We start from the raw sequence: 16,041 nt of genomic DNA, 5'->3' as shown, positions 1-16,041 counted from the left end.
GGGTCAGGTGCTCGGAACAGAGGGACGGGGCGGGCGGGGCGGCGTCGAACGGGGCGGAGGCGGCGGGGCGTCGCGGCGCACGTCGCTGCGGCTTTGCTGCTGTTCCTTCGCCAGACTGACCAGTTCGCCGAGGCCGGCGATGGTGCCGACCAAGCCGGACATTTCTGCCGGCACGATCACGGTCTTCTGGGTCGGGTTGCGGGCCAGCTCGGCGAAGGCCTCGACGTATTTCTGGGCCACGAAATAGTTGATGGCGTTGACGTCACCGGCGGCGATGGCGTTGGACACCATCTCGGTCGCCTTGGCTTCGGCCTCGGCTTCGCGTTCGCGGGCCTCGGCGTCGCGGAAGGCGGCTTCGCGGCGACCTTCGGCTTCCAGAATGGCGGCCTGTTTGGCCCCCTCGGCGCGGGCGATGGCGGCCTGTTTCTCGCCGTCGGCCTCGGTGATGACCGCACGACGTTCGCGCTCGGCCTTCATCTGGCGGGCCATGGCATTGGTGATATCAGCCGGCGGAGTCAGGTCCTTGATCTCGATCCGGTTGACCTTGACCCCCCATGGCTCGGTCGCGGCGTCGATCACGGTCAGCAGGCGCGAGTTGATCGAGTCGCGCTGGAACAGCACCTCGTCCAGCTCCATCGAACCGACCACGGTGCGCAGATTGGTCGAGCACAGCTGGGTGATGGCATAGGGCAGGTTCTCGATGCGGTAGGCGGCGGCCGAGGCCTCCATGACCTGGATAAAGACGATGGCATCCACCTTCACCATGGCGTTGTCCTTGGTGATGACCTCCTGCTGCGGCACGTCGAGGACCTGTTCCATCATGTTCATGCGCCGGCCGATCCGCTCGACGAAGGGCGTCAGGATGCTGATGCCGGGCGCGAGGGTGCGCGTATATTTGCCGAACCGCTCGACGGTCATTTCCCGCCCCTGGGGCACGATCTTGACCACGCTGAACAGCAGCACGAAGGCCAGGATGACGAGGGCGAGGGTGAAGAATAATGACGTGTCCATAAGACCTCCAAAATCCCGTTCAGGTTAGCACCCTGTGGCCGAAGCGCCACGGAAACCGGACAGTGGAAGATGACATCCGCGTAATCTTCGCCGTTCAGCGCGACGCAGCGGCCATCCCGATGATGCGGCGGGTCTCTGACCAGTCGATCAGGGTCGCGACCTGATCCAGAGGGACAAACCGGGCCTCCATCGCGTCATCGCCCGCGGTGGGCTCGCCGGACACCCAGAGGGCGGCGTAGTCGATCAGGACATAGTGGCGGCCGGCCTCCGGAAAGAGCCCGTCCACGACATCGATCAGACCGGTGATTGTGGCCTCGACCCCGGTCTCCTCGCGCAGCTCGCGCAAGGCGGCATCGACGGCCCGCTCGCCTGGCTCGATCCGCCCGCCGGGCAGGCTCCATTCGCCCTGCCGAGGGGGCGTTCCGCGCCGGATCAGCAGGACCTCTTCGCCGCGCAGGCAGACGACTCCGACGGCGGGAACGGGGGCTGGGAGGGCGGTTGTCATGGCGATAGCGTGGCTTGGCCCTTTCGCCGCGTCCACGACTTTGAGACAAGGGCGTATGACGCCTCCCTCCGACGCCGCCCTCCAGACCCTGAAATCCGCGGCTGGTGCCGGCGGCTGGACCGACGATCCCGCCGAGATCGCGCCCTGGCTGACCGAATGGCGCAACCGCTGGCAGGGCCATACGCCCCTGATGCTGACGCCCCGATCGACCGACGAGGTCGCGCGTCTGGTCGCGATCTGTGCCGAACATCGGGTCGCGATCACGCCCCAGGGCGGCGACACCGGACTGGTCGGCGGACAGATTCCCTTCGGCGAGGTCCTGCTGTCGACGCGCAAGCTCCGTGTGATCCGCGATGTGACCCCGCTGGATGACGCCATGACCGTCGAGGCCGGGGTCACCCTGCTGGAGGCGCAGCAGGCCGCCGCCGCCGCAGACCGTCTGTTCCCGCTCAGCCTCGCTGCGGAGGGCACGGCCACCATCGGGGGTGTGGTTTCGACCAATGCCGGGGGCACCGCCGTGATCCGCTACGGCGTCATGCGCGATCTGGTGCTGGGGCTGGAAGCGGTGCTGCCGGACGGCCGCATATTCCATGGTCTGAAACGGCTTCGGAAGGACAATACCGGCTATGATCTCAAGCAACTGCTGATCGGGGCCGAGGGCACGTTGGGGATCGTCACCGCAGCGACCCTGAAGCTGTTTCCGGTGATGCGCAGCCGGGCCACGGCCATGGTCGGACTGGAAACGCCCGCCGCCGCCATCGAGCTTCTGGCCCGGGCCAAGGCCGAGACCGGCGGCGGCGTTGAGGCGTTCGAACTGATGAGGCGGATCGGCATGGGCTTCGTCCTCGCCAACATTCCGGACACACGCGAGCCGCTGGGCTCCACGCCCCCCTGGTACGTCCTGATCGAACTGGTTTCGGGCGAGCCCGGCGCGGCCGACGCGGCGATGGAGCGGCTGCTGACCCACGCCTTTGAAGCCGGCCTGATCGTCGACGCCGCCATCGCCCAGAACGACACCCAGCGTGCCGCCTTCTGGAAAGTGCGCGAGGAACAGTCCGCGGCCCAGAAGCCCGAGGGCGGGGGCTGGAAGCATGATGTCTCGGTGCCCGTGTCGCGCATCGCTGACTTCCTCGATGAGGCCACGACAGCGGTTGAGCGCTTCCATCCCGGCGCGCGGGTCAGCGCCTTCGGCCATGTCGGTGACGGCAATATTCACTACGACGTGCTGTGTCCGCCGGGCGGCGACCTGAAGGCGTTTCTGGCCCGCTGGGAGGCGGGCTCTCAGATCGTCCACGATATCGTCGCACGGTATGACGGTTCGATCTCGGCCGAGCACGGCCTGGGGCGGCTGAAGACCGAGGAGGCGCGGCGCTACAAGTCGCCGCTGGAGATCGGGACGATGCAGGCCGTCCGCGCCGCGATCGACCCGCAGCGGATCATGAACCCCGGCATTCTCTTCTAGCTGTCCGGCTTGCCCGGAAAGACGGTTCGTCCTACCACTCGGCCTCAATTCAAGCCGTTCGGAGCCCTCCATGACCCTCGCCCTCCTGTTCCCCGGACAAGGCAGCCAGTCGGTCGGCATGGGCGCGGCGTTGGCCGACGCCTTCGCTTCGGCCCGTGAGGTCTATGCCGAGATCGACGAGGCCCTCGGCCAGAAACTGTCGGTCCTGATGCGCGAGGGGCCCGAGGACCAGCTGACCCTGACCGAGAACGCCCAGCCCGCCCTGATGGCGGTGTCGCTGGCCGCCGTGCGGGTGTTGAAGGTCGAGTTCGGCATCGACGTCAGCCGCGCGGCCTTTGTCGCGGGCCATTCGCTCGGCGAATATTCCGCCCTGTGCGCGGCCGGTTCGATCACCCTGGCCGACACCGCCCGTCTGCTGAAACTGCGCGGTCAGGCCATGCAGCGCGCTGTTCCGGTGGGCCGGGGGGCGATGGCGTCGCTGATCGGCCCGAAGACAGACCTGGCCCTGGCCGAGGCCGCCGCCGCCGCAGGGTCCGAGGTCGGCGTCTGCGTCGTCGCCAATGACAACAACGCCGGCAATATCGTCATCTCGGGTGACAAGGCCGCCGTCGACCGGGCGATCGAAAAGGCCAAGGAACTGGGTGCCCGCGCCATTCCGCTGAACGTCTCGGCACCGTTCCACTGCCCGCTGATGCAGCCCGCCGCCGACGAGATGGCCACGGCCCTGGCCTCCGCGACCATCGTCGCCCCCTCGGTCGCCGTCGTCGCCAACGTCACCGCCCGCCCTGAGATCGACCCCGAGGTCCTGCGCCGTCTGCTGGTCGAACAGGTCACCGGCCGCGTCCGCTGGCGCGAAAGCATGGAATGGATGGCCGGCGAGGGCGGCGTGACCCGCTTCGTCGAGATCGGCTCGGGCAAGGTCCTGTCCGGCATGGCCAAGCGCATTGCACCGGAGGCGGAGAGCGGGGCGTTGAATACGCCGGAAGATCTGGAAGCGTTCGCGAAGTCTGCAATTTAAGCCGTGCATCCCCGCGAAGGCGGGGACCCAGGCTTTTGTTTCGTACTGGGTTGCGGCGGCTAAAACCTAGGTCCCCGCCTTCGCGGGGATGCACGGAGATCAAGATGTTCAATCTCACCGGCAAGACCGCGCTCGTAACCGGCGCGACCGGCGGCATCGGCGGGGCCATCGCCCGGGCCCTGCATACCCAGGGCGCGACCGTGGTCCTGTCTGGCACGCGCGAGTCGGTGCTGCAGGATCTGGCGAAGGAACTGGGCGAGCGCGCCTTCGCCGCTGCCGCCAACCTGTCGGACCCGGCCAGCGTCGACGGCCTGATCGCGCGCGCTGAGGAGGCCGCGGGTGCCCCTCTGGACATCCTGATCGCCAACGCCGGCATCACCAAGGACGGCCTGCTGATGCGGATGAAGGACGAGGACTTCCAGGACGTCATCCGGGTCAATCTGGAGAGCTATTTCCGCCTGTCGCGGGCGGCGATGAAGGGGATGATGAAGCGCCGCTCGGGCCGGATCATCGGCATTACCTCGATCGTCGGCGTGACCGGCAATCCCGGCCAGACCAACTATGCCGCCTCCAAGGCCGGCATGATCGGCTTCTCCAAGTCGCTGGCGCAGGAGGTCGGCTCGCGCGGGATCACCGTGAATTGCATCGCCCCGGGCTTCATCGCCTCGCCGATGACCGACGTCCTGAACGAGACCCAGCGCGGATCGATTCTGAAGACCATTCCGCTGGGCCGGCTGGGCGAGGGCGACGAGATCGCCGCCGCCGCCGTCTATCTGTCGTCCGACGAAGCCGCCTATGTCACGGGGCAGACCCTGCACGTGAACGGTGGTATGGCGATGATCTGAGCCTGAGGGGAAGCCCATGAAAATCCTGCGAATCCTCGCCACCATCCTCAGCGGCCCTATGCTGCTGATCGGGATCATCTGGGTGCTGCAGGGGCTGAACATCCTGCCGGGCAGCTTCATGACCGGCCAGATCATCTGGGCCATCTATGGCGCACCCCTGGCGTTGGTCGGTGGCGGGCTGGTCTGGTGGGTCAACCGGGGCGTTCAAACCCGGTAACGGGCCTTCCCCGTCGCCGTGGCTGTGCTAAAGCCCGGTCAGCCGCTGCCGCCGAGTCCCGTTAGAGGCTTGCGTAAGTGGTGCCGTCGTCATACGGCAAGGACTGAGACAACAACCGCCCGTGCGGCCTGAAAGCAGAGACACCCATGTCCGACACCCTGGAACGCGTCCGCAAGATCGTCATCGACCACCTGGACGCCGATCCGGAAAAGGTCGTTGAAAAGGCCAGCTTCATCGACGATCTGGGCGCTGACTCGCTCGACAACGTCGAGCTGGTCATGGCCTTTGAGGAAGAATTCGATATTGAGATCCCGGACGACGCCGCCGAGCACATCCAGACGGTCGGCGACGCCGTGAAGTTCATCGACGAGAAGCTGGCGGGCTGACCGCCCCCACTTCGATACGGCTTTGATGGCCGCCGTGGCGCACCCCTAGCGGGGTCGCCCGGCGGCCATTACTGTTTGCGGTCAGGATTCTCTAGCGAGGAGCGCATATGCGCCGCGTCGTCGTCACCGGACTCGGTCTGCTTACCCCGCTCGGCTGGGGCGTGGAGCATAACTGGAAGGGCATCCTTGAGGGGCGTTCGGGCATCGGTCCGATCACCTGCTTCGATACCGAAGGTTACGGCTGCACCATCGCGGGCGAGATCCCTTCGGTCGACGGCCGCGGCGGCGGTGCGCCGGGGCAGGTGGGCGTGTTCGACCATGAGAAGGTCATGTCGCCCAAGGACCGCAAGCGCGTCGACGACTTCATCGTCTACGCCATCGCCGCAGCCGATGAGGCGCTGGCAGATGCCGGCTGGAAGCCCGAGACCGAGGAACAGCGTGAACGGACCGGCGTCATGGTCGGCTCGGGCATCGGCGGCCTCGGCCCCATCGCCGAGACGGCCATCATCCTTAAGGAGCAGGGGCCCCGCCGGGTCAGTCCCTTCTTCATTCCCTCCTCCCTGATCAATCTGACCTCGGGGCAAATCTCCATCCGGCACGGGCTGAAGGGGCCGAATCACTCGGTCGTCACCGCCTGCGCCACCGGGGCTCACGCCATCGGCGACGCGGCCCGGATGATCGCCTGCGACGATGCTGATGTCATGGTGGCCGGCGGAGCAGAAAGCTCCATCGTGCCTATCGGCATTGCCGGCTTTCTGGCCTGCAAGGCCCTGTGCACGGCCTATAACGACACGCCCGAGAAGGCCTCGCGTCCGTGGGACAAGGACCATTCCGGTTTCGTCATGGGCGAGGGTGCCGGCATCGTCGTGCTGGAAGAATACGAACACGCCGTCGCGCGTGGCGCGACCATATACGCCGAGGTCATCGGCTACGGCATGAGCGGCGACGCCTGGCATATCACCGCCCCTGCCGAGGACGGCAACGGCGGCCTGCGCGCCATGCAGATGGCGGTGAAACGGGCCGGGATCGAGGTTTCGGACATCGACTACGTCAATGCCCACGGCACCTCCACCATGGCCGACTGGATCGAGGCCGGTGCGATCGAGCGTCTCATGGGCGACCACGCCCCAAATGTGGCCCTGTCCTCGACCAAGTCCATGACCGGCCACCTGCTCGGCGCGGCGGGGGCCATCGAGGCCATCTTCTGCATCCTGGCCATCCGCGACCAGGTCGCGCCGCCGACGATCAACCTCGATAATCCCGAGCGCGAAACGGCGCTGAACATGATCCGTGACAAGGGTCAGCCGATGGCCATCGATGTTGCGATGTCCAACAGCTTCGGCTTCGGCGGCACCAATGCCACGGTCATCTTCCGGAAGGTCGGCTAGATGTCGGTCGACCGGCGTTCGGGCCGGAAGACGGCGTTTCTGGCGGCCACCGCGACCCTCAGCCTGTTCGTGATCGCTGCCCTGGTCGCCGCCTGGAGCGTCTTCTATGCGCCGGGTCCGTCGGCGCGGGAGGGTCAGGCCACCATCGTCACCCTGCCCAGCGGCGCAGGCGTATCGGCCATCGCCGCCACGCTGAAGTCGGCCGGCGTGATCCGCTCGACCGACATGTTCAAGGCCGCGGCCACCCTGACCGGTGCCGACCGCAAGCTGCGGGCGGGTGAATATGAGGTGCCGTCCAAGGCGTCGCTGCGCTCGGTCCTCGTGCTGCTCGTCGAGGGCAAGGTGGTCCGCCACTATGTGACCCTGCCCGAGGGCTGGTCCTCGGCCCAGGCCGTCGACATCCTGAACAACCAGCCCATTCTGACCGGTACCGTGGCCGACACGCCGGACGAGGGGTCCCTGTGGCCCGACACCTATGAGGTCAGCCGCGGCGAGACGCGGGCCTCGGTAATCGCCCGCATGAGCCGCGCGCGCGACGAGAATCTCGCCCGACTTTGGGCTGCCCGCAGCCCGGCCACGGTCGTCCGCACGCCTGACGAGGCGATGGTTCTGGCCTCCATCGTCGAGAAAGAGACAGGCCTCGCGGCAGAGCGTCCGCGCGTTGCCGCCATCTTCACCAACCGCCTGCGTGCCGGCATGCGGCTGGAGAGCGATCCGACCATCGTCTACGGCATCACCCGCGGTCGACCCCTGGGTCGCGGCATTCGGCGCTCCGAGCTGGACCGGGCGACGGTCTGGAACACCTATCAGATCGACGGCCTGCCTCCGACGCCCATCGCCAACCCCGGCCGCGACGCCATCGCCGCCGTGCTCAATCCGCCGCGCACCGACGAGCTGTTCTTCGTCGCTGACGGGACCGGTGGCCACGTGTTCGCCCGAACCTATCAGGAGCATCTCGCCAATGTCGCGCGCTGGCGCGAGATCGAGCGCCGCAAGGCGGGCCTGCCGCCCGGCGCGCCTGAAGCTCCAACCCTGACGCCGGTTCCGGCCGTCCCTCCGGCCGACCCCACATCTGGCATGGCTGTTCCTTCCGGTGCCCGCGTGATTACCATTCCCGCTCCCGCCCCCGCCGGATGAGCGCCATCTCCGGCATGACCGGCTTTGGTCGGGCCGACGGCGCTGAAGGCGACTGGAGCTGGTCGGTCGAGGCCCGCTCGGTCAACGGCCGCAATCTGGAGGTCCGTTTCCGCGGCCCGCCCGGCTTTGATACCCTCGAACGCCACGCCAAGGTCTCGGCCCAGAGCCGGCTGAGCCGTGGGCAGGTCACGATGGGGGTCCAGGCCAAACGGGCCGAGCTCGGGGCTGCGGCCCTGAAGGTCAATCAGGATATCCTCGCCCGCTACCTCACGCTCGCCAATCAGCTGGCGGAGGAGGGGGCCACGCCGCCGTCCGCCGACGGCCTGCTGTCGCTGCGTGGTGTGCTCGAAGCCCCGGAAGAGATCGACGACCCCGAGGCCCGCGCCGCCGTCGAGGCCGCCATGGCCGGCTCGATCGATCAGGCCCTCGACGCCCTCAAACTCTCGCGCGATCGCGAGGGCGGTCAGTTGTTGCCGGTCGTCACCGATTTCATCGACCGGATCGAGGGTTTTGTCGCTGCTTCGGGGACCGAGGCAGCCGCCCAGACAGACGCCATCCGGGATCGCTTCGCCCGGGGCATGAGCGAGCTGGCACCGGACGCACCCGGCATCGAGGAACGGATATTTCTTGAGGCGGCTGTACTGGCGACCAAGGCCGACGTGCGCGAGGAACTGGACCGGCTGACGGCCCATGTCGCCTCGGCCCGCACCCTGTTGCAGCAACCCCCCGCCGGACGGAAACTCGACTTCCTGATGCAGGAATTCATGAGAGAGGCGAACACCCTCTGCTCGAAATCGGCTACGACCGCGCTGACCGGCCTCGGCCTCGAGCTGAAGGCCGTGATCGAACAGTTGCGCGAACAGGTCCAGAATGTCGAATGAACGCACGCCCCGACGCGGCGTCCTGCTGATCGTTGCCAGTCCTTCGGGTGCCGGCAAGACCAGCCTGTGCCGACGCCTGATGGCCGACCATGGCGGGCTGGAGCTGTCGATCTCCATGACCACGCGGGGCATCCGTCCCGGCGAGGTCGCGGACCGGGATTATCATTTCGTTTCGGATTCGGAGTTTCAGCGTCTGATCGACGCCGACGCCTTCCTGGAGTGGGCCGACGTCCATGGTGCCCGGTACGGCTCGCCCCGCTCGCCGATCGACCGGGCTTTGTCAGAGGGCCGCGACGTCCTGTTCGATATCGACTGGCAGGGTGCCCGCGATATCGCGGCCAAATGCCCGGAGGACGCCGTTCGTGTCTTCATTCTGCCCCCCAGCCTGGAAGAGCTGCGCCGCCGTCTGGTGACCCGCTCGCAGGACGCGGATGACGTGATCGAGCGCCGCATTGCCAACGCCAAGGGCGAGATCGAGCACTGCGGAGACTTCGACTACGTCTTCGTCAATGACGACTTCGACCGGTCCTATGCCGAGCTCGCCCACATCTACCATGCCGAGCGGTCAAGGCGGTTCCGGAATGTCTGGGTTGATAACTACAAGGCCGCCCTGCTTAACGAGGCGGTCTAGTCCCGGGCGAGCCGGCCGGCCGCTGCGCGTCTGGCCTCCGCCGCTGACCACGGAAAAGGCCGCTCCAGCAGGAGCGGCCTTTTGTCTGTCATAAGAGACCGATGATCTAGGCCTTCTGGATCGCCTCGGCGATCTGATCGGCGGAGTGGCCCGTCAGGTCTTTTGAGATCTCGCCGACGATCCGCGCGGCCGTCTCCTTGTGCCAGCCCTTGCGCAACTGACCCATGGTCTTGGGCGCGGCGATGACCAGCAGGTGTTCGATCTTGTTGGCCAGCACCGATTTGTTCAGCACGTCGGCCACGCCCATGGCGAAGCCGTCTTCGGCCTGGGTGTCGTTGTCGGGATTGGCTTCACTGGAACCGCGGCCCGCCGCGCCCGAGGCGCGTTCAGCGATTGCGGGCGTCGGACGCGGGCTCAGGACGATTGACTGGTGTCCGGTGTTCTCGAACAGCGCCAGCTTCTCGCCATCGACGACCGCTACGAGCGTGCCTGGGGAAAGTATCATTTGCAGTCTCCGATGGTGGGGGGGCTGGTTGAACGTACCGCGAAGGTCGCGGTTGCCGATGGTGCGTGAGCGCGCGTCCCTCCAGTCGACTCACCTTCGGCATCCTTCCCGGAAATATGACAGGCCCGGCCCGTCATCGACGCCGCCAGCCTAGTCCGGTTCCTCGCCGGAACCTTGATTGAGATCAATCAGGGAGTCGCGTGAGTCGTGGCTGCGGGCGGCACGACGCCGGCTCGCCCCGGCTGCCGGCGCCGGTGCCGGCGCTCACCCCCGCTTGCGTCGCATCATGGTTTCCCCGGAATCATCCGGCGCGGCCGGCTGCGGCTGACCCGCGACGGCCCGCGCCAGACGCAGGAAGCCGGCCAGATCGATAACTTCGGCCCGATCTTCGGGGCTGAGGCCCGCCGCTTCACACAGCTCGGCCCCGCCCAGCGGCTTCAGGCTGGAGCGCAGCATCTTGCGCCTCTGGCCAAAGGCCGCAGCCGTCACCCGCTCAAGCGCCTTCAGCAGCTCCGGGGCAGGTCGCTCTTCGCGCGGGACAAGATGCACCACGGCCGAAGCGACCTTGGGCGGCGGGGTGAAGGCGGCGGCCGGCAGGTGCATCACCAGCCTGGCCTCGCACACGGCCTGGCTGATCACCGCCAGCCGGCCGTAGGCATCATCGCCCGGCGCGGCCGTGATCCGCTCGGCCACCTCCTTCTGGAACATCAGGGTCAGGGCGTGCGGGTGCCATGGCCCCGTCAGCCATTTGATCAGCAGGGGCGTGCCGACATTGTAGGGCAGGTTGGACACGACGTGGGCCGGCCCTTCGACCAGATCGGCCTCGCGCACATTTAGGGCGTCAGCCTCGACCACAGTCATCCGGCCTGAACCGTCGTCCAGTTCGGCCAGCAGGGGCAGGAAGCGGGGGTCCTTCTCGACCAGCACCACCTTGCCCGCATCGCTTTCCAGCAGGGCCCGCGTCAGGCCGCCGGGACCGGGCCCGACCTCGATCACGGCGCGGCCCTCGAACGGCCCGGCCAGACGCACGATCTTGCGCGTCACATTGAGGTCCAGCAGGAAATGCTGGCCGAAGCTCTTCTTCGCCAGCAGGCCGTGGGCGTCGAGGGATTCGCGGAGGCTCGGGAGATCGGTCACGGGCGTTGCTTACAGCGCGGCACGCGCCGCCGCCATCTGTCCTGCCAGACGGATCGCTGCGATCAGGCTGTCCGCTCGCGCCACGCCCTTGCCGGCGATGTCGAAGCCGGTGCCATGGTCCGGCGAGGTCCGTATGACAGGCAGGCCGAGGGTTGTGTTGACCCCACCCCAGAAATCGAGGGTCTTGACCGGGATCAGTGCCTGATCGTGATACAGGCAAAGCACCGCGTCATAGGTGGCGCGCGCTTCATCGTGGAACAGTGTGTCTGCGGGCCGGGGATCGGTGATCAGGATCCCCTCTGCGCGCAGGGTCTCGACCGCCGGCTGCAGGACCGCGATCTCCTCCAGCCCGATCGCGCCGCCTTCGCCCGCGTGAGGGTTCAGGGCTGCGAGCGCCAGTCGAGGGCGCGCGATGCCGAAGTCGCGCTTCAACGCCTCGTGCACGACCCGCGCCGTACGGCAGACGCGCTCCACTGTGACGAGTTCCGGCACCTCTGCCAGCGGTGAATGGATGGTGACGAGACAGGCGCGTAAATCCTTTGCCGTCAGCATCATGACCGGACCGCGCGTTCCGGCGAACGGCACGTCTGCGGTCAGTTCGGCGATGAACTCGGTGTGGCCGGGAAAGCGGAAGCCCGCGGCATAAAGCGGGGCCTTGGCTATCGGGGCGGTGACCACGCCTGACGCCTCGCCCGACATTGCCAGATTGACGGCCTGCTCGATCCAGTCCGCGACGGTTCCGGCGTTGGCGGCATCCGGATGACCGGCTTTCACGGGTGTACGCAAGTGTGTGTCGAGCACCGGAATGGCCCGGCCGAAGACGGCGTCGGCATCTGACGCCGCGAGGACGGTCTGCACCGGCTGCCCCTGGGCCCGCAGAAGGGCCGCGTCACCAACCACAACAAAGACCGGACCTTCGGCTTTCAGCGCCGACCAGGCCCTGGCGATGATCTCGGGCCCCACGCCCGCCGGTTCGCCCATGGACAGGGCCAGCGGCGCGGGGCCGGTCATCACTTCATCTCGATGAGGGCGTCCTCACGCAGGTCACGCATGTAACGCTTGCCGAGTGTGCCCAGATTCTGGCGGAACAACTGGTTCTCGATTTCACGCGCGTCTGCCACCTGGACCCCGCCGGCCCGCCGTCCGCAGACACCCAGAAGGTGAACTCCCAGCGGCGTACGCACCGGCGTACTGACGGAACCGACCTCTGCAGATCGGGCGACCTGCTGGAACTGGGGCGCCAGGTTCTGGACATCGGCCTCGCCGAGATCGGAGCCCAACAGGCCCTGCTCGGAGGTGGCCCGCGCCAGCATTGTGTCGCAGGTCAGCTGGGGACGCAGGGTCTCCAGCCGCTGGGTGGCAGCCGCTACATCGGCGTCGTTGGCCGATTCCGGCAGCTCGATCATGATCTGCTTGATCTGAACGAGGCTGGCCGACGCGCCGTCCCGCTTGTCGCGCATGTAGATGATGTAGACGCCGCCATCGACGGGGATGGGCCGCGACAACTGTCCGACCGCCAGCTGTTCCAGCGCCTGTTGCAGGGCCGGCTGTACGGAGCCTTCCACGACCCAGCCCGCGTCGCCGCCGCGGGTGGCCGAAGGCGCTGCCGAGAACTGCTGTGCGACGGCCTGGAAGGGCGCGCCCTGCACCATTTGCTGGACCAGCTGGGTGGCACCGTTCAGTGCCGCCTGCTGGCCGCCGACCCGGCTGGCCTCGATGAAAATTTCGCCAATCAGATACTGTTTTTTCGATGCCGCTTCGGAGGCCTGGCGCAAGGCCGAGTCGATCGCCGACTTGCTGACCCGCGCGCGGCTCTGGAAGCGACCACCGACCAGTTGGGACCAGCCCATCTGGGTACGGATCTGTTCCCGAAGCGTGGACGGGCGGATCCCGCCCTGGGCGAGGAATTCCATGTAGGTCGCCGGCGCGGCACCGACTTCCTGGGCCATCGACCCGAGTTCCTGATCGACCTGTTCATCGGTGATCACCAGGTCCTCGAACTTGGTCAGTTCCTGAGCCTGAAGGCGCTCGTCAACCAGCAGGTTCAGGGCCTGTTGCTGAATGGCGGGAATATTTTCCGGGGTGGGCTGGACCTGGGTCATGGCGATCAGCAGCAGCATGCGCTGGCGCAGGTCGAAGCCTGTGATCACGCTGTCGTTCACGGTGGCCAGGATGCCGTCGGACATCTGGAACGCCGGTGCAGCCGGTGCGGCCGCGGGTGCGGCCTCGGCTGCCGGGTTGAGTGTTCCCGCTGCTGCCGGAACCTGGACGAGCGGCGCGGTCTGCGCCATGGCCGTACCGGCCAGGAGGGCGGCCATCGCAACGCCCGTCATAAAACGCGTCAAACCCATATCAGTCCGTATTCCTCAAGCGGCGTTGGCCCGGATATGATCCGGATGTTCATTCCGCGCGCCCCCGGGCCGCACGGCGTCCAGCGCCCGTCGCTGTGTCAATACCCTGTACCGCCGAAAGTGGCGAGGTTTAGGCGTACATAGACGCCCTCGGACGGGCCTGTCGGGCGCACGCGGGTGTTGTCGCGGCGATAGCCGAGCTCGAACCGGAAACAATCGTCGTCGAAAAGCAGACCCACTTCCGAGCGGGTGATGACGTCCCGCTCCAGATCGGCAATGCCGGTGACGGCCACGCCCCAGTTGCCGTAGACGAACTGCTGGCCCGAAAGCTGGACGAATTCATAGTTGCGGTTCATGGGACCCGCGACCGGGTTGGAGCGGTCAATAATGTAGCTGACCGTGGCCAGGTTGCGACGCCCCCAGTGCCCATCGACCGCCACTTCAGCCCGGCGCACCTCACCCGACGAATCGATCGTCGCATGGCCCCAGCCGCGGATCCGGTCGGATGGGGAGAAGCTGCCCTGGACCACCCAGTCCGAAGTCTGGGATGCCAGACCCGAGGGATCGTAGAGCTGGGCGGGCAGAACGGGCATGGGGATCGGCGGCACGGGCACGGGAACGAGGAAGCCCGGCTCCTCGGCGTCCCTCATGCTCCGCCCGACAAACAGGCTGATCTGGCGGCCCTGGTCCCAGCGCAGGGTTGCCCGGGCACCAGCCGTGAAGCGCAGGCCCCCTTCCAGAAGATCGTAGCCAGGGAATCGGTCGATCCGGAACAACGAGCTCTCGTCCAGTTCCAGCGTCTGACTGTCCTCGTTGGGAATGCGGGCGTCGAGGTCCGGATTTGTGGAGGCCGAGATCTGCGCCATGGGCTCGAGGATCAGATCCGCGCTGTCACTGAGCCGCCGGATCAGCGGGTAGCTGATATCCACGCCCGCGGTGGCGCGCGTCCGGGTGATCGTCTCGTCGTCCAGCCCGAGTATGGGCGGCAGGTCGCTGACGGAATAGGCGTCGGCGCGCATGTCGAAGAACGGTTCCCAGCGCACGCCGGCACGGGTTGTCATGGCGCGGCGCCATTCCATCTGGCCCGAGACCCGGCGGCTGTCGACGCCGGGCAATCCCAGAATCGAGCCGCCGGGAATGATTTCCGGCCTGAGAACGGGGCCGCCCACATAGGCATCGCGGTACAGCGAGACGGCCGTGCCGCGCAGCCGGAGCCGCCCTCCCAGTACCGGACCGTCCGGTTCCCAGCGCGCTTCGATCAGGGGAGCCACAAAGGGCAGGCTGTCGTCGCTCTCGAAGATGTTCAGGCCGGGCGCATCGACATTCGGGACCGCAACACGAAGGCTCTGGATGTCGAAGGCGGCGATTGACAGATAGGACCGCAGGGTCTGTCGTTCGACATAGATCTGGCTGATCAGCCGGCGGCGGTCGCCGTAGTAAAGACCGTTGTCCTGGTAGGGGTCGCGAATGTCGTAGCGATCGAACAGCGTCTTGTCCGACGTCCGTTCTGCAGTGAAGCCACCACGCCAGGGTCCATTGGGATCGAAGCGGCCCCAGGCCAGCAGATAGCTGCGATGCTCGGCCGAGATCGGGATGTCCGGCACGTTATCGCCGTTGGCGTCGAAATCCCCGAAATTTTCTTCGTAGGTGTAGCCAGTCCGGGCCGACACTGTCCCGTTCGAGAAGCGGCGGCGATATTGCAGATTCAGCAACGGCGCGACGTCGGTATTCAACTGGGGGCTGATCAACCAGTCTTCCGAGGCCGAAACAACGCGGAGATAGGGGACTTCCAGACTCAGCCCTCGCCCTTCGTCGAAACTGGGGATCGGCACGAGGAAGCCCGAGGCCCGCTCGACTGTGGGATCCGGATGGGCGAAGTAGGGCAGATAGAAGACGGGCACACCACCGACGCGGAAGATCGCATTGCGATAAAGAATGGCCCGCAGCTCTTCATTCTGAACCACCTCCTCCGCCTGGATCGAAATGCTCGGCTCCTTGGGATCACCCTTGGCGTCGCAGATGGGGCAGGGCGTGAAGATCGCATAGTTCAGCTCGTTGACGCGCTCGCTCCGGCGCACGGCCGTGGCCGCCATAAGACTGGCGCCGTTGCTGAATCGGGTGGCGAAATCGACGGCCACGCCCGCCTTGAGGTCGGAATCGAGTTCAAGCTGGCTGGCGAAAATGACCGAACCGCCGGAGTCCGTGAATTCGACCTGCCGGTTGGCCGTCGCAATGCCCAGTCCCAGGTCGTAGCTGATATTACCGGCTCTCAGGGACACGTCCCGGAACCGTGCCAGAACCCGATTCTCGCCGGTCGCGCTGGCGGTAATGAGGTCGCCCGTACGCGTGGCCGCGTCGGCTTCCATATAGACCGCGCCGGGCGTCAGTCCGTCCGAACCGGCCGCGGCCGGGGGTCTGGAGGGTGCCGGTGCCGTCTGCGCGCAGGCCATGGAGCCCGAGGCCGCCAGGGCCACGGCAGCCGCGCCGGCCAGAAGCCGGAGGCGCAGGGCTGTCGTGGCGGGCGCGCGGCGGTCACGCTGCATACAAGGAACTCTGGGTGGCGGACG

General features: G+C 66.9%; 16 protein-coding genes. 9 read left to right on the top strand and 7 right to left on the bottom strand.

Annotated features, from left to right (window positions below; translation table 11 throughout):
* Positions 1 to 3: 3 nt before the first annotated feature.
* Together ACP7AS_RS09555 and ACP7AS_RS09550 are read right to left on the bottom strand one after the other, a co-directional pair.
* Positions 4 to 1,011 (bottom strand): SPFH domain-containing protein, encoded by a 1,008-nt coding sequence (locus ACP7AS_RS09555; RefSeq protein WP_426028635.1) that lies wholly within the window; start codon positions 1,009 to 1,011, stop codon positions 4 to 6.
* Between the two features lie 94 nt (positions 1,012 to 1,105).
* A complete protein-coding gene (locus tag ACP7AS_RS09550) occupies positions 1,106 to 1,516 on the bottom strand; it encodes an NUDIX hydrolase (protein ID WP_426028634.1) in 411 nt (136 codons plus the stop codon).
* Positions 1,517 to 1,571: 55 nt separating this feature from the next.
* On the opposite strand from ACP7AS_RS09550, the gene ACP7AS_RS09545 reads away from it, so the two are divergent.
* The 9 genes from ACP7AS_RS09545 to gmk all read left to right on the top strand — a co-directional run bounded on the left by ACP7AS_RS09545 (position 1,572) and on the right by gmk (position 9,481).
* On the top strand, positions 1,572 to 2,978 hold the full coding sequence (locus ACP7AS_RS09545; protein WP_426028633.1) for an FAD-binding oxidoreductase: 1,407 nt from the start codon (positions 1,572 to 1,574) through the stop codon (positions 2,976 to 2,978).
* Positions 2,979 to 3,048: 70 nt separating this feature from the next.
* A complete protein-coding gene (fabD, locus tag ACP7AS_RS09540; protein WP_426028632.1) occupies positions 3,049 to 3,996 on the top strand; it encodes an ACP S-malonyltransferase in 948 nt (315 codons plus the stop codon).
* A gap of 104 nt (positions 3,997 to 4,100) precedes the next feature.
* The gene (fabG, locus tag ACP7AS_RS09535; RefSeq protein ID WP_426028631.1) at positions 4,101 to 4,841 is read left to right on the top strand and encodes a 3-oxoacyl-[acyl-carrier-protein] reductase; all 741 of its coding nucleotides are present in this window, start codon (positions 4,101 to 4,103) and stop codon (positions 4,839 to 4,841) included.
* Positions 4,842 to 4,857: 16 nt separating this feature from the next.
* Entirely contained in the window at positions 4,858 to 5,058 is a 201-nt protein-coding gene (locus tag ACP7AS_RS09530) for a hypothetical protein (RefSeq protein WP_426028630.1), read from the top strand.
* Between the two features lie 146 nt (positions 5,059 to 5,204).
* Positions 5,205 to 5,444, top strand: a complete 240-nt coding sequence (locus ACP7AS_RS09525; RefSeq protein WP_055830235.1) for an acyl carrier protein — start codon at positions 5,205 to 5,207, stop codon at positions 5,442 to 5,444.
* A gap of 107 nt (positions 5,445 to 5,551) precedes the next feature.
* On the top strand, positions 5,552 to 6,832 hold the full coding sequence (gene fabF / locus ACP7AS_RS09520) for a beta-ketoacyl-ACP synthase II (protein WP_426028629.1): 1,281 nt from the start codon (positions 5,552 to 5,554) through the stop codon (positions 6,830 to 6,832).
* Positions 6,833 to 7,969, top strand: coding sequence for an endolytic transglycosylase MltG (gene mltG, locus ACP7AS_RS09515; RefSeq protein ID WP_426028628.1), 1,137 nt, complete (start codon positions 6,833 to 6,835; stop codon positions 7,967 to 7,969). It abuts the gene before it with no gap.
* Positions 7,966 to 8,850 carry a YicC/YloC family endoribonuclease gene (locus ACP7AS_RS09510; RefSeq protein WP_426028627.1) on the top strand — a complete coding sequence of 295 codons (885 nt, stop codon included), beginning with the start codon at positions 7,966 to 7,968 and terminating at the stop codon, positions 8,848 to 8,850. Before mltG ends, ACP7AS_RS09510 begins: the two co-directional genes overlap by 4 nt.
* Positions 8,840 to 9,481: a guanylate kinase gene (gmk, locus tag ACP7AS_RS09505; RefSeq protein WP_426028626.1), complete on the top strand. Its 642-nt coding sequence runs from the start codon at positions 8,840 to 8,842 to the stop codon at positions 9,479 to 9,481. Before ACP7AS_RS09510 ends, gmk begins: the two co-directional genes overlap by 11 nt.
* A gap of 106 nt (positions 9,482 to 9,587) precedes the next feature.
* Here the strand turns inward: gmk and ACP7AS_RS09500 are convergent, their stop codons facing one another.
* From ACP7AS_RS09500 to ACP7AS_RS09480, 5 genes are all read right to left on the bottom strand, one after another.
* Positions 9,588 to 9,986 carry a host attachment family protein gene (locus tag ACP7AS_RS09500; RefSeq protein WP_426028625.1) on the bottom strand — a complete coding sequence of 133 codons (399 nt, stop codon included), beginning with the start codon at positions 9,984 to 9,986 and terminating at the stop codon, positions 9,588 to 9,590.
* A gap of 264 nt (positions 9,987 to 10,250) precedes the next feature.
* Positions 10,251 to 11,123 carry a 16S rRNA (adenine(1518)-N(6)/adenine(1519)-N(6))-dimethyltransferase RsmA gene (rsmA, locus tag ACP7AS_RS09495; protein ID WP_426028624.1) on the bottom strand — a complete coding sequence of 291 codons (873 nt, stop codon included), beginning with the start codon at positions 11,121 to 11,123 and terminating at the stop codon, positions 10,251 to 10,253.
* Between the two features lie 9 nt (positions 11,124 to 11,132).
* A complete protein-coding gene (pdxA, locus tag ACP7AS_RS09490; RefSeq protein ID WP_426028623.1) occupies positions 11,133 to 12,134 on the bottom strand; it encodes a 4-hydroxythreonine-4-phosphate dehydrogenase PdxA in 1,002 nt (333 codons plus the stop codon).
* Entirely contained in the window at positions 12,134 to 13,441 is a 1,308-nt protein-coding gene (locus tag ACP7AS_RS09485; protein ID WP_426028622.1) for a peptidylprolyl isomerase, read from the bottom strand. The genes pdxA and ACP7AS_RS09485 overlap by 1 nt, the downstream gene beginning before the upstream one ends.
* Positions 13,442 to 13,572: 131 nt before the next feature.
* Positions 13,573 to 16,017, bottom strand: coding sequence for an LPS-assembly protein LptD (locus ACP7AS_RS09480; protein ID WP_426028621.1), 2,445 nt, complete (start codon positions 16,015 to 16,017; stop codon positions 13,573 to 13,575).
* Positions 16,018 to 16,041: the final 24 nt, after the last annotated feature.

The organism is Brevundimonas sp. TWP2-3-4b2 (assembly GCF_049897345.1).
In the GTDB taxonomy this organism is placed as follows: domain Bacteria; phylum Pseudomonadota; class Alphaproteobacteria; order Caulobacterales; family Caulobacteraceae; genus Brevundimonas.
The sequence above is the reverse complement of the archived record's forward strand: the minus strand, read 5'-3'. Positions and strand labels throughout refer to the sequence as shown.